This is a genomic window from Burkholderia mycopellens, from assembly GCF_964265025.1.
Lineage (GTDB): Bacteria > Pseudomonadota > Gammaproteobacteria > Burkholderiales > Burkholderiaceae > Burkholderia.
This window is the reverse complement of sequence record NZ_OZ183804.1, coordinates 986,107-1,005,717: the sequence shown is the minus strand read 5'-3', so window position 1 is coordinate 1,005,717 and position 19,611 is coordinate 986,107. Positions and strand designations below refer to the sequence as shown.

General features: G+C 69.2%; 16 protein-coding genes. 11 read left to right on the top strand and 5 right to left on the bottom strand.

Going from position 1 to position 19,611, the window contains the following annotated elements:
* Nucleotides 1-50: 50 nt before the first annotated feature.
* From ACPTTC_RS38540 to ACPTTC_RS38520, 5 genes are all read right to left on the bottom strand, one after another.
* Nucleotides 51-1,523: an NAD-dependent succinate-semialdehyde dehydrogenase gene (locus ACPTTC_RS38540; protein ID WP_423396474.1), complete on the bottom strand. Its 1,473-nt coding sequence runs from the start codon at nt 1,521-1,523 to the stop codon at nt 51-53.
* A gap of 110 nt (nt 1,524-1,633) precedes the next feature.
* On the bottom strand, nt 1,634-2,125 hold the full coding sequence (locus ACPTTC_RS38535; RefSeq protein ID WP_226199818.1) for an Lrp/AsnC family transcriptional regulator: 492 nt from the start codon (nt 2,123-2,125) through the stop codon (nt 1,634-1,636).
* An 85-nt stretch (nt 2,126-2,210) separates the two neighbouring features.
* Nucleotides 2,211-3,611 (bottom strand): aspartate aminotransferase family protein, encoded by a 1,401-nt coding sequence (locus tag ACPTTC_RS38530; protein WP_423396473.1) that lies wholly within the window; start codon nt 3,609-3,611, stop codon nt 2,211-2,213.
* Between the two features lie 161 nt (nt 3,612-3,772).
* Nucleotides 3,773-4,699, bottom strand: coding sequence for a 2-hydroxyacid dehydrogenase (locus ACPTTC_RS38525; protein ID WP_423396472.1), 927 nt, complete (start codon nt 4,697-4,699; stop codon nt 3,773-3,775).
* Between the two features lie 12 nt (nt 4,700-4,711).
* Nucleotides 4,712-5,572 (bottom strand): GNAT family N-acetyltransferase, encoded by an 861-nt coding sequence (locus tag ACPTTC_RS38520; RefSeq protein ID WP_175951868.1) that lies wholly within the window; start codon nt 5,570-5,572, stop codon nt 4,712-4,714.
* A gap of 420 nt (nt 5,573-5,992) precedes the next feature.
* On the opposite strand from ACPTTC_RS38520, the gene ACPTTC_RS38515 reads away from it, so the two are divergent.
* From ACPTTC_RS38515 to ACPTTC_RS38465, 11 genes are all read left to right on the top strand, one after another.
* Nucleotides 5,993-6,661 carry a haloacid dehalogenase type II gene (locus ACPTTC_RS38515; protein ID WP_423396471.1) on the top strand — a complete coding sequence of 223 codons (669 nt, stop codon included), beginning with the start codon at nt 5,993-5,995 and terminating at the stop codon, nt 6,659-6,661.
* A 488-nt stretch (nt 6,662-7,149) separates the two neighbouring features.
* Nucleotides 7,150-8,724 (top strand): ABC transporter substrate-binding protein, encoded by a 1,575-nt coding sequence (locus ACPTTC_RS38510; protein ID WP_423396470.1) that lies wholly within the window; start codon nt 7,150-7,152, stop codon nt 8,722-8,724.
* Nucleotides 8,725-8,803: 79 nt separating this feature from the next.
* The gene (locus ACPTTC_RS38505) at nt 8,804-9,757 is read left to right on the top strand and encodes an ABC transporter permease (RefSeq protein ID WP_423396469.1); all 954 of its coding nucleotides are present in this window, start codon (nt 8,804-8,806) and stop codon (nt 9,755-9,757) included.
* 32 nt (nt 9,758-9,789) lie between these two features.
* The gene (locus ACPTTC_RS38500) at nt 9,790-10,749 is read left to right on the top strand and encodes an ABC transporter permease (RefSeq protein WP_423396468.1); all 960 of its coding nucleotides are present in this window, start codon (nt 9,790-9,792) and stop codon (nt 10,747-10,749) included.
* A complete protein-coding gene (locus ACPTTC_RS38495) occupies nt 10,749-12,620 on the top strand; it encodes an ABC transporter ATP-binding protein (protein WP_423396467.1) in 1,872 nt (623 codons plus the stop codon). The genes ACPTTC_RS38500 and ACPTTC_RS38495 overlap by 1 nt, the downstream gene beginning before the upstream one ends.
* 199 nt (nt 12,621-12,819) lie before the next feature.
* The gene (locus ACPTTC_RS38490; RefSeq protein ID WP_423396466.1) at nt 12,820-14,097 is read left to right on the top strand and encodes an NAD(P)/FAD-dependent oxidoreductase; all 1,278 of its coding nucleotides are present in this window, start codon (nt 12,820-12,822) and stop codon (nt 14,095-14,097) included.
* Nucleotides 14,098-14,122: 25 nt separating this feature from the next.
* On the top strand, nt 14,123-14,536 hold the full coding sequence (locus ACPTTC_RS38485; RefSeq protein ID WP_423396465.1) for a helix-turn-helix domain-containing protein: 414 nt from the start codon (nt 14,123-14,125) through the stop codon (nt 14,534-14,536).
* Nucleotides 14,537-14,651: 115 nt separating this feature from the next.
* The gene (locus ACPTTC_RS38480) at nt 14,652-15,386 is read left to right on the top strand and encodes a cupin domain-containing protein (protein ID WP_423396586.1); all 735 of its coding nucleotides are present in this window, start codon (nt 14,652-14,654) and stop codon (nt 15,384-15,386) included.
* Between the two features lie 2 nt (nt 15,387-15,388).
* Nucleotides 15,389-16,714: an NAD(P)/FAD-dependent oxidoreductase gene (locus ACPTTC_RS38475; protein WP_226199842.1), complete on the top strand. Its 1,326-nt coding sequence runs from the start codon at nt 15,389-15,391 to the stop codon at nt 16,712-16,714.
* Nucleotides 16,715-16,844: 130 nt separating this feature from the next.
* Complete coding sequence (locus tag ACPTTC_RS38470; protein ID WP_423396464.1) at nt 16,845-18,122, top strand: NAD(P)/FAD-dependent oxidoreductase; 1,278 nt, start codon at nt 16,845-16,847, stop codon at nt 18,120-18,122.
* Nucleotides 18,119-19,576 carry an aldehyde dehydrogenase family protein gene (locus ACPTTC_RS38465; protein ID WP_423396463.1) on the top strand — a complete coding sequence of 486 codons (1,458 nt, stop codon included), beginning with the start codon at nt 18,119-18,121 and terminating at the stop codon, nt 19,574-19,576. The genes ACPTTC_RS38470 and ACPTTC_RS38465 overlap by 4 nt, the downstream gene beginning before the upstream one ends.
* The last annotated feature ends 35 nt before the right edge of the window (nt 19,577-19,611 follow it).

The window sequence follows — 19,611 nt, the reverse complement described above, 5'->3', positions numbered from 1 at the left end:
CATGATTCCCGCGATCCTGCCTTGCCGGCGTTGCACGCATCCGCGCAATGTCAGTCGAGCCCGCCCTGGCACAGGTACTTGATCGACAGGTAGTCGTCGAGGCCGTAGCGCGAACCTTCGCGGCCATAGCCCGATTCCTTCACGCCGCCGAACGGTGCGGCCTCGCTCGCGAGCGCGCCTTCGTTGATCCCGACGATGCCCGTTTCGAGCCGTGCCGACACGCGCGCGATGCGTCGCACGTCCTGCGTGTAGAAATACGCGGCGAGCCCGAACGGCGTGTCGTTCGCGGCGGCGACGGCTTCGTCCTCGGTATCGAAGCGAAACAGCGCGGCGATCGGGCCGAAGGTTTCCTCGCAGTTCAGTTGCATCGCGGCGGTGGCGTCGGCGAGCACCGTCGGCGCGTAGAAGTTCGGGCCGAGTTCGGGCAGGCGCTTGCCGCCGGCCAGGACGCGCGCGCCGCGCTCGATGGCGTCGCCGACGTGGCGCGCGATCTTGTCGACCGCGCGCGCGTTGATCATCGGACCGATCTGCGCGGCCGGGTCGGTCGCCGGCGCGACCTTCAACGCGGCGACGCGCGCCGCGAGCTTCGCGGCGAATGCATCGTAGACGCCGGCCTGCACGTACACGCGATTCGGCGACACGCACGTCTGGCCGCCGTTGCGGAACTTGGCCGCCATCAGCCCGTCGACTGCCGCGTCGAGCTCCGCGTCGTCGAACACGATGAACGGCGCGTTGCCGCCGAGCTCCAGCGACAGCTTCTTCAGCGTCGCGGCCGATTCGCGCGCGAGCAGCTTGCCGACGAGCGTCGATCCGGTGAACGTGATCTTGCGCACGCGGCTGTCGGCGAGCCAGTCGGCCACGGCATCGATGCCGCGCTCGCGCGACGCGGAAATCATGTTCAGCACGCCGGCCGGCACGCCCGCTTCCTGCGCGAGGAACGCGAGCGCGAGCGCGGTCAGCGGCGTGTCCTCCGCCGGCTTCGCGACCACGGTGCAGCCGGCCGCGAGTGCGGGCGCGATCTTGCGCGCGATCATCGCGAGCGGGAAATTCCACGGCGTGATCGCGGCGACGATGCCGATCGGCTCCTTGACCGCGGCGAGGCGTTTGCCGCGCTGCTGCTGCGGAATCAGGTCGCCGTACGTGCGCGTCGCTTCCTCGGCGAACCACAGCACGTACGACGCGCCGTAGGCGACTTCGCCGCGCGCTTCGGCGAGCGGCTTGCCCTGTTCGCGGGACATCAGCTTCGCGAGATCCTCGGTATGCGCGACGATCGCCGCGTGCCAAGCGCGCAGGATCGCCGCCCGTTCGCGAGCGGGCGTCGCGCGCCAGGCGGGCAGCGCGCGCGCGGCCGCGTCGGTCGCCGCGCGGGCGTCGGCGGCGCCGCTGTCGGGTGCTTCAGCGGCGGTGTCGAGCGTTGCCGGATCGGTGACGGCGAAGCGGCGGCCGTCGAGCGCATCGCGCCAGGCGCCGTCGATCAGGTTGGCGGTGCGCAGGAGTTCGGAGCGGGACAGCGTGAGTGGCATGACAGGTCCTTGGATGAAGCGGTTCGGCGGCGGTGCGCGGCGGCGCGGGCGCGCGACGACTCCACGCGGACGGCATGGCTGCCGCGTTCGTGGATGCCGCACGCTGTCCGTCAATGCCGGTCGCCGAACAGCGATTCGAGCGGATAGTGCCGTTTGACGAACGGCGACTTGATGATCACGTAACTGAAATACTTCTCGATGCCGATGTTCTGCTCGAGCAGGCCCTCGATGATCGTCTGGTAATGGCTGACGCTGCGCGTGATGAACTTCAGCAGATAGTCGTAGCCGCCGCTTGCGAGATGGCACTCGACGATCTCGTCGACATTGCGGATCGCCGCGACGAAACGGTCGAAGTCCTCGCGCCGGTGGTCGGCCAGCGTGACCTCGGTAAATACGACCTGCACGTCGCCGAGTTTCTCGAGCTGGATGTGCGCGCCGTAACCGCCGATGTAGCCGGCCTTCTCGAGCCGCTTGACGCGGATCAGGCAGGGACTGGGCGACAGCCCGACCGCGTCGGCCAGTTCGACGTTGGTCATGCGGCCGCGCTTTTGCAACTGGGAGAGGATGCGCAGGTCGATGCGATCCAGCTTGCTGTCCGTCATGGTCCGTGAGAGGGCAAAAATGGAATGTCCGGTTACTTTAGAGTCGAACCGGGGCCGTCACAAGCCCCGCTTACCCTTGTCGCGCTCATGCCGGCTGCGCGTGTGCGGCGTCGAGCGCGCGCTGCACGCCGGGTTCGGCCAGCACGTCGTCGAGCGTCTTGCGCACGCGCTCGAACAGCAGGTCGAACTCGCCCGCGGTGAAGCTCAGCGCCGGTGCGAAACCGAGCACGCCGTCGCCGAACGCACGGAACACCACGCCGTTTGCATACGCGGCGGCGGCAATCCTGTCCGGCACGTTCAGTGCCGGGTCGAAGCGCGTCTTGCGTGCCTTGTCGGCCACCAGCTCGAGCGCGCCGAGCAGGCCGACCGAGCGCGCGTCGCCGACGAGCGGATGCGCACGCAGCGCGTCGAGGCCGGCGGCAAAGCGGGGCGCCATCGCCTGGCCGTTCGCGAGCAGCCCGCCTTCGTGATAGAGCTTGAGCACTTCGAGGCCGATCGCCGCGCTGACCGGATGCGCGGAATACGTGTAGCCGTGGCCGACCACGGCCGATTCGGCGCGGCTGCCCGCGATCCCCTCGTAGATTTCGTCGGACATCAGCACCGCGCCCATCGGCGCATAGCCGGCGGTCAAGCCTTTCGCGACGGTCATCAGGTCGGGTTCGACGCGCTCGGTTTCGCACGCGAACAGCGGGCCCGTCCGGCCGAAGCCGGTGATCACCTCGTCGGCGACGAACAGGATGCCGAGGCGCCGGCACGCGTCGCGCATCGCCTTCAGCCAGCCGGCCGGCGGCACGATCACGCCGCCGGAGCCCTGCACGGGCTCGCAGAAGAATGCCGCGACGTTGTCCGCGCCCAGTTCGGCCACCTTCGCTTCGAGCGCGGCGACCGACGCGGCGATCAGCGCCTGCGGATCGTCGCCGAGCGGATGGCGGTACGGGTAGGGCGACGGGATGTGGTGCTGATCGGCGCGCGGCAGGTCGAAATGGCGATGGAACGCGGGCAGCGCGGTGAGGCCGGCGCCGATCGTCGACGAACCGTGATAGCCGCGTTCGAGCGCGATCATCTGCTTTTTCGACGGCCGGCCGGTCGCGTTGAAATAGTGCGTGATGAAGCGCACCGCGGAGTCGATCGCATCCGAACCGCCGAGCGTGAAGTACACACGGTTCAGCGACGGCGGCGCGAGCGCCGCGAGCCGTTCGGCAAGCTCGATCGCCGGCCGCGACCCGAAATGGAAATAGCCGGTCGCGTAGGGCAGCTTCGCCATCTGCTCGGCGGCGGCCTTCACGATGCTGGCGCGGCCGTAGCCGACGTTCACGCACCACAGGCCAGAGAACGCGTCGAGCAGCGTATGGCCGTCGGCGTCGCGCAGGAACACGCCCTCGGCGGATTCGAGCACGGTGACGCCGCGCGCCTCGTGCGCACGATAGTTGACGACGGGGTGGATCAGGTGTTGACGATCGGCTTCGATCAGCGTGGCGTGGTTCATGGGAAGGCGGGACTCTCGTCGGGTGTCAGCGGTGAGTTCATGCTACCGGGCGAGCCATTCGCCTGTGCCTTCAATTCGCTGCCCGAAACGTATGGATACGGCGTTTGCACGGGGTGCTTCGGCATTTTCTGCTGCGCACCCCGCCGCACCGGAGGCGCGCGTCAGTAGCCGCGCGCGCGATCGACGACGCCGATCATCGGCTGCCCCGCGCGATGCCGCGCGAGGTTCGCGAGCACGGCGTCCACCGCGGTATCGGGCCGCGTTGCGCTCGCGATGTGCGGCGTGATCCGGATCCGCGGATGCGTCCAGAACGGATGGCCGGCGGGCAACGGTTCGGGGTCCGTCACGTCGAGGATCGCGCTGTCGAGCCGGCCGCTGTCGAGCGCGGCGAGCAGGGCGGCCGCATCGAGCTGCGGCCCGCGCCCGGCCTGCACGAGCGACGCGCCGGCCGGCAGCGCATCGAACACGCGCGTGCCCAGCAGGCCGCGGGTGCTGTCGGTGAGCGGCAGCAGGCAGATCAGGAGGTCGGTGCGGGCCAGGAACGCGTCGAGCGCCGCGTCGCCCGCGTAGCAGTCGATGCCGTCGAGCGTGCGCGGCGTGCGGCTCCAGCCGGCACACGGGAACCCGAAGCGCCGCAGCGTATCGAGCACGGCCTGGCCGAGCGTGCCGAGCCCGAGCACGCCGACGCGCCGCGACGCGGCCGCGCGCACCGGTTTCTCGCGCCACACCTGCGCGCGTTGTTGCGCCGCATAGTCGAACAGGTCGCGGTGGATCGTCAGCACGGCCTGCGTCACATACTCGACCATGCCTTCGACGATGCCGGGCTCGATCATCCGCACGACCGGGATGTGAGCCGGCACGCGCGACAGGTCGAACTGGTCGATGCCTGCACCGACCGAGAACACGACCTCGAGGTTCGGCAGCAGCGCGGCCGGATCGTCCGGCGGTTGCCATGCGGCGAGGTAGCGGACGTCGTGCGGATCGCCGATGTCCGGCCAGATCCGGAACGCCAGGTCGGGCGCCTGTTGCGCGAAGCGCTGCGCCCATTGCGTGCCGCGCACCGGGTCGGCCTTGTAGAGGAAGCTCATCGGGCGTGCCGTTCAGCCGAGCGCCTGGCTGACGATCGCGAACGCGCGCAGCGCGGGGTCGCGTTCGGGCGTCGCCCCGCGCGCCATCGCGACGACGGTATCGACGCGCGGCAGCCCGAGCCCTTGCAGCCAGTCGGATAGCCCGCTGTCGCCCGGCACGTCGAGCCGCACGAACATGCCTTCATGCAGCGCGAGCCAGTGGCTGATCAGCGCCTGTGCGCGCAGCGTGTCCGGTGCGACCACCGGGCCGATCACGTGGCCGCGGCCGAAACGGCGAAACAGCGCGAAGCCGAGCAGTTCGCCGTCACGGTCGAGTGCGATGCCGTTCGCGACGCCGAGCAGGGCCTCGATCACCGCGTCGCGTCGATAGCCCGCGGCCCGCGACGCGAGCGCGGCAAGCCGCGGGCCGTCGTTTGCGCCGAGGGGCCGCAGGCGCTCGCCGGGCGGCAGCGATATCAGCGGCGGCTGGAACGCGGCGCCCTGGTGCTGATCGATCGTATCGATCGCTTCGAATCCGAACTTCGCGTACAGCGGTTCGCCCGCCGGCGTCGCATGCAGAAAAATGGTTCGCGAGCCGAGGCTGTCGAGCACGCGGGAAAACAGTTCGCGCCCGATGCCGCGGCCCTGGCGCTCGGGCGACACGATGACCATGCCGAGCGACGCGTGCGCTTCGCCGAAGCGCCAGCCCAGTGCGGTACCGACGATGCCGGTTTCGTCCTCGGCGACGAAGCCGCCGCCGAGCTGGAACACGAAGCGCCAGTCGTCGAGCCGGTGCGGCCACTTGACTGCCTCCGACAGCCGATGCGCGGCGGGCAGGTCGGCTTCGGCGAACGGGCGATAGGTAAGCGTGCTGGAAGGATTGAGGTCGGACACGCCGGACTCCGGATGAGTGGGAACGATGCGCCCACTGTGCCAGCGACACGGCGGTGCGGATAGGACGATTCGCCTGTTTTCCGGTGCACGCGGCCGGTCGGGCGAGTTCGACGCAAACCGGCCTGAGCGGCGCGCGGGAACGCGCGGTTCGTGCCGGCCCGACCCGTCATTCCGGCAGTTTCTGCGGTTCGAACGCAATACGATTGAAGCAAGGCGCCGAAGTGGCCACGCATCACGCATCCACCCGTGCGCCCCATGAAGGCCACCGCAGATCGTGCCGTGCGAGGCGCGCAACACGCGGCGATTCTGCGCTTTGAGCGGCATCGAACGACGCGCGGCGGATTTTTTGCCCTGATTCAATTTCATACAACCCAGCCCGTCCCCGGCCCTGCCGGGGCTTCACACCGACAGGACGTCACCATGATCCAATTTGAACCGAAGTTCATCACGTTCGACTGCTACGGCACGCTCACCCGCTTCCGGATGGCGGAAATGGCGCGCGAGGTTTACGCGGACCGGCTGTCGCCGGTCGCGCTCGAGGCGTTCGTGCGCGCGTTCGCCGCCTATCGCCTCGACGAGGTGCTCGGTGCATGGAAGCCGTACCGGGATGTCGTCGTCAACGCGATCCGCCGCACCTGCAACAGGCTCGGCGTGACGTTCGACGAAGCCGAGGCGGAAAGCTTCTATCTGGCGGTGCCGACCTGGGGCCCGCATCCGGACGTGCCCGCGGGCCTGTCGCGACTGGCCCAAAAATACAAGCTGGTGATCCTGTCGAACGCATCGGACGACCAGATCATGAGCAACGTCGACAAGCTCGGCGCGCCGTGCCATGCGGTGTTCACCGCGCAACAGGCGCAGTCGTACAAGCCGCGGATGCAGGGCTTCGAATACATGTTCGGCCAGCTCGGCTGCCAGCCGGAGGATGTGCTGCACGTGTCGTCGAGCCTGCGCTACGACCTGATGACGGCCGAGGATCTCGGGATCAAGCACAAGGCGTTCGTCAACCGCGGCCACGAGCCGGGCACGCCGTTCTACAACTACTACGAGGTGTCGGACATCGGCCATCTCGCGACGCAGCTCGGGCTGTAGGCGGCGTATCGGCCGCGCGGCGCGCCGTCGAACCGGCCGGGATCGCCTGCGTCGCCGCCCGGCGGTCGATACGCGCGGGCGCGGCGCCGGGCAAGCCGCCCGCGTCGCGGTCGGGGCCCGGATCGGTCGCGTCGGGCGCCGGCTATCGTCTGAACTTTCATGCGAGGCCGGCGCGGCGGCGCGGGGGCATCGCGGGTCGGCACGGCCATCGCGGCACGGTGTCGGCCAAACGGCGTGACGCGGCGGGGCGTGGCGTGACGCGGCGTGACGTGACGTATACGCACGCAGCAATTCATGCTGCGCAGCCTACCCAAAACGGTTGATTCGTGTCGTGCGGCCGCCCCGAATCGCGACAACCCGCATTTTGGCGATGCTTAAATGAACTTCATGTGCAAGACGTTGCGCCGGCCACCAGCAGGCGGGCGCAACGGGATGATCGAACCACGCTGGACCCCAGGACCCACTTTCCACAGTCAGGAGCAGTTCGGATGAACGACGATATCGACAAGGGCGGTTTCACGCGCCGCGACATGATGCGGGTCATGGCGGCGAGCGGCATGATGGCCGTCGGCGGCGGCGGGCTGCTGATGCATGCGCAGTCGGCGTTCGCCGCGCCGGCGCCGAAGCGCGGCGGCAAGATCCGGGTCGCGAACGAATCCAGTTCGACGGCCGATACGCTCGATCCGGCCAAGGGCTCGACCGGCGCCGACTACATTCGCTTCTTCATGTTCTACAGCGGCCTCACGCAGCTCGATGCGAGCCTGACGCCGCAGATGAATCTCGCCGAGTCGCTGCAGACGACCGACGCGAAGACGTGGATCGTCAAGCTGCGCAAGGGCGTCACGTTCCACGACGGGAAGCCGGTCGGGCCGGCCGACGTCGTGTTCTCGCTGATGCGCCACAAGAACGCGGCCACCGCATCGAAGGTCAAGACGCTCGCCGACCAGTTCGCCGACGTGAAGGCGAGCGGTCCGGACGAGGTCACGCTCACGCTCGCCAGCGCGAACGCCGACCTGCCGGTGATCCTCGCGACGCCGCAGCTCGTGATCGTCAAGGACGGTACGACCGACTTCTCGACCGGCATCGGCTGCGGGCCGTACAAGCTCAAGTCGTTCAAGCCGGGGGTATCGACCGTCGGCGTGCGCAACGACAGCTACTTCAAGCCCGGGATGCCGTACCTCGACGAGATCGAGCTGATCGGCATCAGCGACAGCGCCGCGCGCCTGAACGCGCTGCTGTCGGGCGACGTGCACCTGATCAACTCGATCGACCCGCGCTCGACGCAGCGGGTCGCGTCGACGCCCGGCTATGCGCTGAAGGAAACCAAGTCGGGGCTCTATACCGACCTGATCATGCGCAGCGAAAACCCGATCACCGCCCATCCCGATTTCGTCGAGGGGATGAAGTACCTGTTCGATCGCGAGCAGATCCGCTCGGCGGTGTTCCGCGGCTACGCGGTGATCGGCAACGACCAGCCGATCCCGCCGGGGCATCGCTACTTCAATGCGTCGCTGCCGCAGCGCCCGCACGATCCGGACAAGGCGAAGTTCCTGTTCCAGAAGGCCGGTGCGCTCGGCGCCGCGCTGCCGCCGATCTACGCGACGTCGGATGCGAACGGGTCGATCGAGATGGCCGTGCTGCTGCAGCAGGCCGGCCAGAAGATCGGACTGAACCTGCAGGTGAACCGCGTGTCGCCCGACGGCTACTGGTCGAACCACTGGATGAAGCATCCGCTCGGCTTCGGCAACATCAACCCGCGCTCGAGCGCCGACGTGCTGTTCACGCAGTTCTTCAAGTCGGATGCGCCGTGGAACGAGTCGGGCTGGAAGAACACGAAGTTCGACCAGTTGCTGCTCGCCGCGCGCTCCGAGACCGACGACGCGAAGCGCAAGCAGATGTACGGCGAGATGCAGGCGATCGTCGCGCAGCAGGGCCGGGTCGGCATTCCGGCGTTCATCAGCTTCCTCGACGGGTACGACAAGCGGCTCGCGGGCCTCGGCTCGGTGCCGACCGGCGGGATGATGGGCTTCATGTTCGCCGAGCACGTGTGGTGGAACGCCTGATGCCGACGCCTGCCGCCGTGGCGCGACCGGTGCGGGAAACCGCGCCGGCTGCGCGCGGCCTTTTCGGGAGTGCCGCTCCATGAACCGAATCCTGCTCGGGCTGATCGGCCGGCGCATCGCGGTGACCGCGCTGACGCTGCTGATCGTGTCCGCGATCATCTTCACGATCACGAACCTGCTGCCGGGCGACGCCGCACAGGCCGCGCTCGGCCAGTCGGCGACGCCGGAGACGGTCGCCGCGCTGCGTCAGCAGTTCGGCCTCGACATGCCGGCCCACGTGCGCTACCTGCACTGGCTCGCGGGGCTGCTGCACGGCGATTTCGGCCGTTCGCTGTCCGGCGACATGCCGGTATCCGAAATGATCGGCGGGCGCCTGCCGAAGTCGCTCGCGCTCGCGGCGATCACGACGGCCGTGTCGGTGCCGATCGCGCTGCTGCTCGGGATCCTCGCGGCGGTCAAGCGCGAGTCGGCGATCGATCGCGTGATCAGCCTCGGCACGCTGTCGCTCGTCGCGACGCCGGAGTTCCTGATCGCGACGGTCGCGGTGCTCGTGCTGGCCGTGAAGCTGCACTGGCTGTCCGCGCTGTCGTACAGCGGCCCGATCGACAGCGTGCACGACTTCCTGCGCGCGTATGCGATGCCGGTGCTGACGCTGTGCGCGGTCGTGATCGCGCAGATGGCGCGCATGACGCGCGCCGCGGTGATCGAGCAGCTGAGCGCGTCGTATGTCGAAATGGCCGTGCTCAAGGGGGCGAGCCCCGCGCGCGTCGTGCTGCGCCATGCGCTGCCGAACGCGATCGGGCCGATCGCCAACGCGGTCGCGTTGAGCCTGTCGTATCTGCTCGGCGGCGTGATCGTCGTCGAGACGATCTTCAACTATCCGGGCCTCGCGAGCCTGATGGTCGATGCCGTCGGCAACCGCGATTTCCCGCTGATCCAGGCGTGCACGCTGATCTTCTGCGTCGCGTACCTGACGCTCGTGCTGTTTGCCGACCTGTGCTCGATCGTGTCGAACCCGCGACTGCGCACCTGACAGGTTGCCGTCCTTCTACCGAGATGCCGCCCATGCAACCGACCGAACCCGTTCAACGCAGCAGCGCGCTGCCGCCGTCCGGCGAGCAGCGCCCACCGTGGGGCGGCTCGCCGCCGCCCGCCGCGCCCGCCCCCGATCGGCCGCGCAAGCGCCGCGCCGCGCGCATGAAGCTGACGGCCGGCGGTCGCGTCGGCCTGTCGATGGTCGGCCTGATGCTGTTCATCGCGGTGTTCGCACCGCTGCTCGCGCCGCACGACGTCGGCACGATCGTCACGCAGGACGTGTTCGCGCCGTTCGGCGCGAAGCTGCCGTTCGGCTCGGATTTCCTCGGCCGCGACATGCTGAGCCGGATCCTGTACGGCACGCGGCTGACCGTGCTGCTCGCGCTCGCGGCCGTGTTGCTCGCCGCGCTGACCGGCACGACGCTCGGGCTGCTCGCGACCGTGTCGGGCCGCGCGGTCGACGAGACGATGAGCCGGCTGCTCGATGCGCTCACATCGATTCCGTCGAAGATGTTCGCGCTGATGTTCGTCGCCGCGTTCGGTTCGTCGCTGCCGCTGCTGGTCCTCACCGCCGCGGTCAGCTACATGCCCGGCTCGTACCGGATCGCGCGCGCGCTGGCCGTCAACATCAGCACGCTCGAATTCGTCCAGGTCGCGCGGGCGCGCGGCGAAAGCGCGCTGTACATCGCGTGCGTCGAGATGCTGCCGAACATGATTCACCCGATGCTCGCCGACACCGGGCTGCGCTTCACGTTCGTCGTGCTATTGCTGAGCGGCCTCAGCTTTCTGGGGCTCGGCGTGCAGCCGCCTTACGCGGATCTCGGCTCGCTCGTGCGCGAGAACATCGCGAGCCTCGGCGACGGCTCGGCCGTCGCGATCATGCCCGCGGTCGCGATCGCGATCCTGACGGTGGGCGTGAACCTGTTGATCGACGGCCTGCCGCATCGCGGCCGCCGCAAGGGCGCTGCGGGCGCCGCGGGAGGGCACTGATGCAACACGAATCGAACCTGCTCGTCGAGGTGCGCGGGCTGCGTGTGGTCGGCGGCCGGCCGGGCGGCGAGGAAACGACGATCGTCCACGGCGTCGACTTCGAGATCCGGCGCGGCGAAGTGCTCGCGCTGATCGGCGAATCCGGGTCGGGCAAGACGACGATCGCGCTGTCGCTGATGGGCCATGCGCGCGCCGGCTGCCGGATCGCCGGCGGCTCCGTGAAGCTCGGCGGCACCGACGTCTGCACGTTGTCCGCCCCTGCATTGGCCGCGCTGCGCGGCCGCAGGGTCGCGTACATCGCGCAGAGCGCCGCTGCCGCATTCAATCCGTCGCGCACGATCCTCGACCAGGTGATCGAGAGCGCGCTGATCCACAAGACGCTGACGAAGCGCGACGCGCAAGCGAAGGCGGTCGAGCTGTTCCGCGCGCTCGCGCTGCCGGAGCCGGAGACGATCGGCAGGCGCTATCCGCACCAGGTGTCGGGCGGCCAGTTGCAGCGGCTCATGGCCGCGATGGCGCTGATCACCGATCCGGAGCTGGTGATCCTCGACGAACCGACCACGGCGCTCGACGTGACCACGCAGATCGACGTGCTGCAGGCCTTCAAGAGCGTGATCCGGCGCTACGGGATGAGCGCGGTCTACGTGTCGCACGATCTCGCGGTCGTCGCGCAGATGGCCGACCGGATCGTCGTGCTGAGCGACGGCGTGATCCGCGAGGCGGGCGAGACCGAACAGATCCTGCATGCGCCGACGCACCCGTACACGCAGAGCCTGATCGCGGCGGTCACGCCGGACGATGCCGGGCACGATGCGAAAGCGGCGCCCGCCGCGCCGGCGCACCTGCTCGACCTGCGCGGCGCGATCGCCGGCTATGGCGGCCGGACCGCGAAGGGCTGGCCCGCGAAGGTGATCCTGCACGAAGTCGACCTGCGCATCGGGCGCGGGCAGACGGTCGGCGTGATCGGCGAATCCGGCTCCGGCAAGACGACGCTCGCGAAGGTGATCGCGGGCCTCGTGCCGGCGACGGGCGGCGAGATCCTGCTCGACGGCGAGCCGCTCGCGCGCGATATCGGCAAGCGCACCAAGGAGCAGCACCGCCGTGTGCAGATCGTGTTCCAGAACGCCGATACCGCGCTCAACCCGGTGCATACCGTCGAGCGCACGCTGGCGCGGCCGCTCGCGTTCTATCACGGGATCAAGGGGGCGCGTGCGCGGCAGCGCGTCGCGGAACTGCTCGAACTCGTGCGGCTGCCGCAGACGGTCGCCGCGCGGCGCACCGGCGAGCTGTCCGGCGGCCAGAAGCAGCGCGTGAACCTCGCGCGCGCGCTCGCGGCCGAGCCCGACCTGATCCTGTGCGACGAGGTCACGTCGGCGCTCGACACGGTGGTGGGCGCCGCGATCATGGACCTGTTGCGCGACCTGCAGGCGAAGCTCGGCGTGTCGTACATATTCATCACGCACGACATCGCGAAGGTGCGCGCGATCAGCGACGAGATCGTCGTGCTGTACGCGGGCCGGCGGGTCGAGACCGGCAGCCGCGATGCGCTGTGCGCGCCGCCCTATCACCCGTATTCGCACCTGCTCGTGTCGTCCGCGCCGGAACTGCGCGCGGGCTGGCTCGACGGTGCGGCCGAGCGTTGCCATCGGCCGCTCGTGCCGATCGGTGCGAGCGCGGACGATGCGGAGCTGTGCCCGTTCCTGTCGCGCTGCGCGATGCGGGTGGACGGTGTGTGCAATCGCACGGCGCCGGTCCTGCGCACGCTCGGGAACGGCGCGCAGGTGCTGTGCCATCGCAGCGAGGACGATCTCGCGCGCTTCCAGGCCGAGCCGGCCGGGGCGGACGCGCCGGTGCAGCCGGTGCGCCTGTAACGCGCGGCGGCGCCCATGCATCGCGTGCGCCGCGCCCGGCGAGCGGCCTTCCGCATAGTGTGCTGCGGCGGTCGTGCAAAACGGTGAATCGTGCGCGCGCCATGCGTGAATACGCGGCAACTGCGCTTTTCGATGGTGATTAAATGGCTTGCAACGGACGGTCGCCGATCGTCGGTGCCGAATGCTCGAGAAGGATCCGATGAAATTCGAATCGTACTGGCTGGATACCCGCCCCGCGTTTCGCGCCGGCTGCGAGGGGCCCGTTGAAGGGCGCGCCGACGTGGCCGTGATCGGCGGCGGCTTCACCGGCCTGTCCGCGGCGCTTGCGCTGGCGCAGCGCGGCGTCTCGGTGGTCGTGCTCGAAGCCGCGCAGATCGCAGGCGAAGCGTCGGGCCGCAACGGCGGCCAGTGCAACACCGGCGTGGCGCAGGACTACGCGTCGCTGGCCGCGCGAATCGGCGCCGAACCCGCCAAGCAGTTCTATCGCGCGTACGAAAACGCCGTGAAGAGCGTCGAGACGATCGTGGCCGAGCACGCGATCGACTGCGATTTCCGGCGCGCGGGCAAGCTGAAGCTCGCCGCGAAGCCGCAGCATTTCGCGGGGCTCGCGAAGACGTTCGATGCATTGCGGCGGGACGTCGATCCGGACATCGAACTGATCGAGCCGGCGCGGATCCGCGAGGAAGTCGCGTCCGACGGTTTCCACGGCGGGCTGTTGCAGCGCCGCGGCGTGCAGATGCACATGGGCAAGTTCGGCGTCGGCCTCGCGCAGGCGGCGGTGCGGGCCGGCGCGCGCATCTACGAGCAGGCGGCCGTCACGCGGCTCGAACGGCTCGGGGGCGAGCGGCACGCGATCACCTGTGCGCGCGGCACACTCGTCGCCGACCGCGTGCTGGTCGCCACCGGCGCGTCGCAGCACGGCCCGTTCGCATGGTTCCGGCGACGCATCGCGCCGGTCGGCAGTTTCATCGTCGTCACCGAGCCGCTGCCCGACGCGCAACTGAACCGGTTGTTTCCGCACCGCCGCGCGTACGTGACGTCGCGCCAGATCGGCAACTACTTCCGCGTGACGCCCGACAACCGGCTGCTGTACGGCGGCCGCGCGCGTTTTGCGATGTCGAGCCCGCGCTCCGACGCGAAAAGCGGCGACGTCCTGCGCGCGGGCATGGCCGGATATTTTCCGGAACTGGCCGACGTGCGGCTCGATTACTGCTGGGGCGGGCTGGTCGACATCACCGCCGACCGGCTGCCGCGCGCGGGCCAGCACGACGGACTCTATTACTCGATGGGCTACAGCGGCCACGGTGTGCAGATGTCGGTGGACATGGGCCGCGTGATGGCCGACGTGCTGTACGGGGCAGCCGCGTCGAACCCGTGGCGCGAGCTCGACTGGCCGGCGATGCCGGGCCATTTCGGGCATGCGTGGTTCCTGCCCATCGTCGGCGCGTATTACCGGATGCAGGATTTCCTGCATTGAAACGCGTGACCCGGGAGGATTCGACATGAACGCACGATTCGTTTGCCCGCTCTCGCCGGCAATCGGCGACGTGCTCCGCACGATCGATGCGTCGTTTGCGCAGCCGCTGAACCTCGACACGCTCGCGGCCGTGGCCGGATTGAGCGTGTCGCGTTTCACCGCGCGCTTTCGCAGCGAAGTCGGGTTGTCGCCGCACCGGTATCTGTGCCTCGTGCGGGTGCGACGGGCGCAGGACCTGCTGCGGGCCGGCCTGGCGCCGTCGGTCGTGGCGACCGAGGTCGGCTTCTTCGATCAGAGCCATCTGTGCCGGCATTTCCGGCGCGTGCTCGGGATCACGCCGCGCGACTACATGGTCGCGCGCACGGATGGCGCACCGGCCCGCGTGCAGGCGATTCGCCCGCGGACCGAACACCGCGAAGCGTCGTGTCACGTCGCGTAGGTGCAAGGGCGGCGTGCCCGCCCGCGGGTTGCCGGCCGACGCGCCGGCAAACGACGATTTCCGATATCGCGCGGCGGTTTTCCACCCGGCCCGCGCGCACAGTACAGGAGCAGGAATGAGCGCAGTTTTCGTGTTGCACCGTGCCGACGGCAGCCCTTCTTCAGCCGCGTTCGACATGCGCGCGTTCGGCGAGCGCGATCCTTTCGCGCGACATCGCGAGATCGCTTGGGAAGGGCCCGACTCGATGGCCGCGGGGCGGATTCGCTTCGTTGGCGAGTTCGACGTCTCGAGCTATCCGCACATTGAAACCCTCGTCGTGGTCGAAGGCGAACTGACGCTCGAAGCGGACGGGGCCGCCCCGTTGGTGCTCGGGCCGGGAGAGGGGGCCGTCATCGGCGGCGGCACGGCGCTTCGCGTCAGCGCGGCATCGCGCGTGCTTCTCATGTTCTGCGCGGCCGCGTGCGCGAAACCGACGAAGCGAGGATGCTTTCCGCTGAGTGCCGACGCGGACTTCAAGCCGTCGTCGTCGCTGCCGGCGGAGGTGCTGCTCGGGCCCGCACCGCAATGCCGCAGCGACAACGTGTTCATCGACGACGGCGCCGAGTACTGCGCGGGCACGTGGGATTCCACGCCCTATCACCGCATCGTTCGCCCGCATCGCGTGAACGAGTTCATGTTCCTGCTGGCCGGCAGCGTACGGTTCGCCGCGCCCGACGGCAGCGTGCTGTCGCTCGGCGCCGGCGATGCGCTGTTCGTGCCGCGCGGCGCACCGATCGGGTGGGAAAGCCGCGAGCGCGTGGCGAAATTCTACGTCGTGCAGAACGTCCACGTATCCACCGAACGAGACTGAACATGTCCCCTCCGCTGCGCCAAATAGAAACTTCGCCCACGCTGCCGGCTTCGGCCGACGTCGTCGTGATCGGCGGCGGAATCATCGGCGTCTTTACCGCGTACTACCTGGCCCGGCGCGGGGTGTCGGTCGCGCTGGTCGAGAAGGGCCGGATCGGTGCCGAGCAGTCGAGCCGCAACTGGGGCTGGTGCCGGCAGCAGAACCGCGACGAGCGCGAGTTGCCGATGGCCAGCAAGAGCATCGATCTGTGGGAGCGATTCGCCGCCGAGTCCGGCGAAGACACGGGCTTTCATCGCTGCGGGTTGCTGTACCTGAGCAATGACGAGGCCGAGCTGTCCCGCTGGGCCAGCTGGGGCGACTTCGCGAAGACCGCGGGCGTGACGACGTACATGCTCGACAGCAAGCAGGCCGGCGAGCGCGGGCGCGCAACCGGGCGGCCATGGAAGGGCGGCGTGTTCTCGCCGACCGACGGCACGGCCGACCCGGGGAAGGCCGCGCCGGCCGTGGCGGCCGCACTGATGAAGCTGGGCGGCAGCGTGCACCAGCAATGCGCGGCGCGCGGGATCGAACTCGAGGGCGGGCGTGTCGCAGGAGTCGTCACCGAAGCCGGCGTGATCAAGACCCGGACGGTCGTGCTTGCCGGCGGCGCGTGGGCGTCGTCGTTCTGCCGCCAGCTCGGCATCCGCTTTCCGCAGGCGTCGATCCGTCAGTCGATCCTGAGCGTGTCGCCGGTCGAGCATCCGCTGCCCGATGCGATGTACACGTCGGGGGTGTCCGTGACGCGCCGCAGCGACGGACGCTACGCACTGGCCATCAGCGGCCGCGCGCGCGTGGACGTGACGCCGCAGTTCCTGCGATTCGCCCCGCAGTTCGTGCCGATGTTCGCCAAGCGCTGGCGCAACCTGCTTCCGGGCGGCCTGGAGGGCGTGCGCGGCGGACACGAAACGCTGAAGCGGTGGCGGCTCGACGCGCCGACCCCGATGGAGCAGGTGCGCATCCTCGATCCGAAACCCGATATGCCGACGGTCGCCGAAACCTACCGCCGCGCCGTCGAGCTGCTGCCCGAGCTTCGCGACGCAACGATCACGCATGCGTGGGCTGGCTTCGTCGACAGCACGCCGGACGGCGTTCCGGGGATCGGCGAAGTGCCGGGCGTGCCGGGGTTGATCCTGGCTGCCGGCTTTTCCGGGCACGGTTTCGGCATCGGCCCCGGCGCGGGGCACCTGATCGCGGATCTCGCCACCGGTGCGCAACCGATCGTGGACCCGCTGCCGTATCGGCCGGGCCGGTTCGACGCGTCCGCATGGGGCAAGGTCGCCGATTTCTAGGCGACGGCCGTCACGCGGAAGGCAGCGGCGTTTGAACGAAGCGTTTCGGTTCGGATCGCGCGACTTGCCGGACCGGCGCGGCGAACGCCCGCCGGCTGTCCGGCCCGATGCGCCAGCTTTGGAGTGTGTGATGCGTTTCAGTTCCTACTGGCTCGATACGTCCGAGCCATTCGTGGGCAGCTCGCCGGAGCTGCCTGACGGAAGTTGCGACGTGGTCGTGGTGGGCGGCGGGATCACGGGCTCGGCGGCTGCGCTGGCGCTGTCGAAAAAAGGCGCGCGGGTCGTCGTCTGCGAGGCGGGCACCGTGGGGCAGGCAGCGTCGGGACGCAACGGCGGCATGTGCAACAACGGCTTCGCGCAGGATTACGCGTCACTGTCGCAGCGCATCGGCACCGAACTGGCCAACCGGTTGTATCGCGCGTTCGATGCGGGTGTCGACACGGTCGAGCGGCTGGTCAGGGAAGAGTCGATCGACTGCGATTTCGTACGCCGCGGCAAGCTCAAGCTCGCGGCGAAGCCGGAGCACTTCGACAAGCTGGTGCGAAGCCAGGCGCTGCTCGCCGCGAGCGTGGACCCCGACACGCGTGTGGTGACGAAGGCGCAACTGCGTGACGAGATCGGCTCGAACCGTTATCACGGCGGATTGATCTTCGAGAAGAGCGCCGGGATGCACGTCGGCCGCTATGTGCGCGGGCTGGCGCGTGCCGCGCAAGCGCGCGGCGCGCACATCCTGGAGCATGCGCCGGTGCTCGGCTTGAAGCGGGAGGCGGGCGGCGCATACGCGGTGCATACGCCGCTCGGCGAGATCCGTGCGCGCCAGGTGCTGCTCGCGAGCGGCATCTCGCAGGTGGGGCCGTTCGGCTGGATCCGCCGCAGGATCGTGCCGGTCGGCGCGTTCATCATCGTCACCGAGCCGTTGCCGCGCGACCTGCTCGACCGGTTGCTGCCGACGCGCCGGATGGTCACCGACACGAAGCACTTCGTCAATTTCTTTCGCGTCACGCCCGACAACCGGATGCTGTTCGGCGGGCGGGCGCGTTTCGCGGCGTCGAACCCCCGCTCGGACGAAAAGAGCGGGCTGATCCTGCGACAGCAGATGGCCGCCGTGTTTCCCGAGCTGGCCGGCGTGCGCATCGACTATTGCTGGGGCGGCATGGTCGACATGACGGCCAACCGCCTGCCGCGCGCGGGCCAGCGACAAGGCGTGTATTACTCGATGGGCTATAGCGGCCACGGCACGCACATGGCCACGCTGATGGGCACGCTGATGGCGGAGATCATGGACGGGCGGGCCGATCTCAACCCGTGGAGCGATTTCGACTGGCCCGCCATTCCTGGCCACTTCGGCAAACCGTGGTTTTTGCCGTTCGTGGGCGCGTGGTACCGACTGAAGGACACCCTGCAATGAATTCGCCTGTTCGTCACCTGATGCAAGCCGGAAGGCTCGACCGCTTCTTCATCGATGGAGACTGGGTCTTGCCCGACGGCGGCGACCGGTTCGCCGTGGTCTGCCCGTCCACTGAAGACACGCTGTGCGACATTCCGCTCGGCAGCGCGCGCGACGCCGATCGCGCGGTGCAGGCCGCGCGCAACGCGTTCGAGCGCTGGGCCGCGACGTCGCCGCAGCAACGCGCCGCGCTGCTCGACCGCATTCATGCGCTGATCCTCGAGCGTGCGGAGTCGTTCGCGCTGGCGCTCGCGATGGAGATGGGCGCGCCGATCGCCTATGCGCGCGGCGCGCATGTGCCGCTTGCGGCGGAACATATCCGGGTCGCGCGCGACAACCTGGCGAGCTACCCGTTCGTCACTCGGCGGGGGACCACCGCGGTCGCGCGCGAGCCGATCGGCGTCTGCGCGCTGATCACGCCGTGGAACTGGCCGATCTATCAAATCACCGCGAAGGTCGGCCCGGCGCTCGCGGCGGGCTGCACCGTGGTGCTGAAGCCCAGCGAGCTGTCGCCGCTCAGCGCGTTGCTGTTTGCGGAAGTGATCGCCGATGCGGGCGTGCCTGCCGGCGTGTTCAACCTGGTGAGCGGCAGCGGCACGGAGGTGGGCGCATCGCTCGCGTCGCACCCGCAGGTCGACATGGTGTCGATCACGGGGTCGACGCGCGCCGGCGTGCTGGTGGCGCAAGCCGCGGCCCCGACCGTCAAGCGCGTCGCGCAGGAGCTGGGCGGCAAGTCGCCGAACCTCGTATTGCCGGATGCGGACCTGTCGCTGGCCATCCCGCCGGGCGTGGCCGCCGCGTTCCGGAACATGGGCCAGTCGTGCAGCGCGCCGACCCGCATGATCGTGCCGCGCAACCGGCTCGGCGCGGTCGAGGATCTGGCCGTCGCGGCCGCGCAGCAGCTGATCGTCGGCGATCCGTTCGACGACGCGACGACGCATGGGCCGCTGGCCAATCGTGCGCAGTTCGGCCGGGTCGCGCAGATGATCGACATAGGCATCGACGAAGCGGCCAAGCTGATCGCCGGCGGTCCCGGAAGGCCCGCGGGGTTCGACAAGGGCTTTTACGCGCGGCCGACGATCTTTTCCGATGTGCGACCCGACATGACGATCGCGCAGCAGGAGATCTTCGGTCCGGTCCTCGCCATCCTGCCGTACGACACCGTGGAAGAGGCGATCGCCATCGCGAACGACACGGTCTACGGGCTCGGCGCACATGTACAGGGCGCCGACAAGGACGGCGTGCGCGCGGTGGCCACGCGCATCCGGTCGGGGCAGGTGCACCTGAACTATCCGGCGTGGGACCCGCAGGCGCCGTTCGGCGGGTACAAGCAGTCGGGCAACGGTCGCGAGTACGGGATCGAAGGGATGGAAGAGTACATGGAGATCAAGTCGATCGTCGGCTATTACGACTGACGCGGCCGCCGCGTGCGAACGCGGTGGCGCGACAG

Coding starts and splice junctions, on each gene's coding strand:
- ACPTTC_RS38540 (WP_423396474.1), bottom strand. CDS start 1,523: ATGCCACTCACGCTGTCCCGCTCCGAACTCCTGCGCACCGCCAACCTG.
- ACPTTC_RS38535 (WP_226199818.1), bottom strand. CDS start 2,125: ATGACGGACAGCAAGCTGGATCGCATCGACCTGCGCATCCTCTCCCAG.
- ACPTTC_RS38530 (WP_423396473.1), bottom strand. CDS start 3,611: ATGAACCACGCCACGCTGATCGAAGCCGATCGTCAACACCTGATCCAC.
- ACPTTC_RS38525 (WP_423396472.1), bottom strand. CDS start 4,699: ATGAGCTTCCTCTACAAGGCCGACCCGGTGCGCGGCACGCAATGGGCG.
- ACPTTC_RS38515 (WP_423396471.1), top strand. CDS start 5,993: ATGATCCAATTTGAACCGAAGTTCATCACGTTCGACTGCTACGGCACG.
- ACPTTC_RS38510 (WP_423396470.1), top strand. CDS start 7,150: ATGAACGACGATATCGACAAGGGCGGTTTCACGCGCCGCGACATGATG.
- ACPTTC_RS38505 (WP_423396469.1), top strand. CDS start 8,804: ATGAACCGAATCCTGCTCGGGCTGATCGGCCGGCGCATCGCGGTGACC.
- ACPTTC_RS38500 (WP_423396468.1), top strand. CDS start 9,790: ATGCAACCGACCGAACCCGTTCAACGCAGCAGCGCGCTGCCGCCGTCC.
- ACPTTC_RS38495 (WP_423396467.1), top strand. CDS start 10,749: ATGCAACACGAATCGAACCTGCTCGTCGAGGTGCGCGGGCTGCGTGTG.
- ACPTTC_RS38490 (WP_423396466.1), top strand. CDS start 12,820: ATGAAATTCGAATCGTACTGGCTGGATACCCGCCCCGCGTTTCGCGCC.
- ACPTTC_RS38485 (WP_423396465.1), top strand. CDS start 14,123: ATGAACGCACGATTCGTTTGCCCGCTCTCGCCGGCAATCGGCGACGTG.
- ACPTTC_RS38480 (WP_423396586.1), top strand. CDS start 14,652: ATGAGCGCAGTTTTCGTGTTGCACCGTGCCGACGGCAGCCCTTCTTCA.
- ACPTTC_RS38475 (WP_226199842.1), top strand. CDS start 15,389: ATGTCCCCTCCGCTGCGCCAAATAGAAACTTCGCCCACGCTGCCGGCT.
- ACPTTC_RS38470 (WP_423396464.1), top strand. CDS start 16,845: ATGCGTTTCAGTTCCTACTGGCTCGATACGTCCGAGCCATTCGTGGGC.
- ACPTTC_RS38465 (WP_423396463.1), top strand. CDS start 18,119: ATGAATTCGCCTGTTCGTCACCTGATGCAAGCCGGAAGGCTCGACCGC.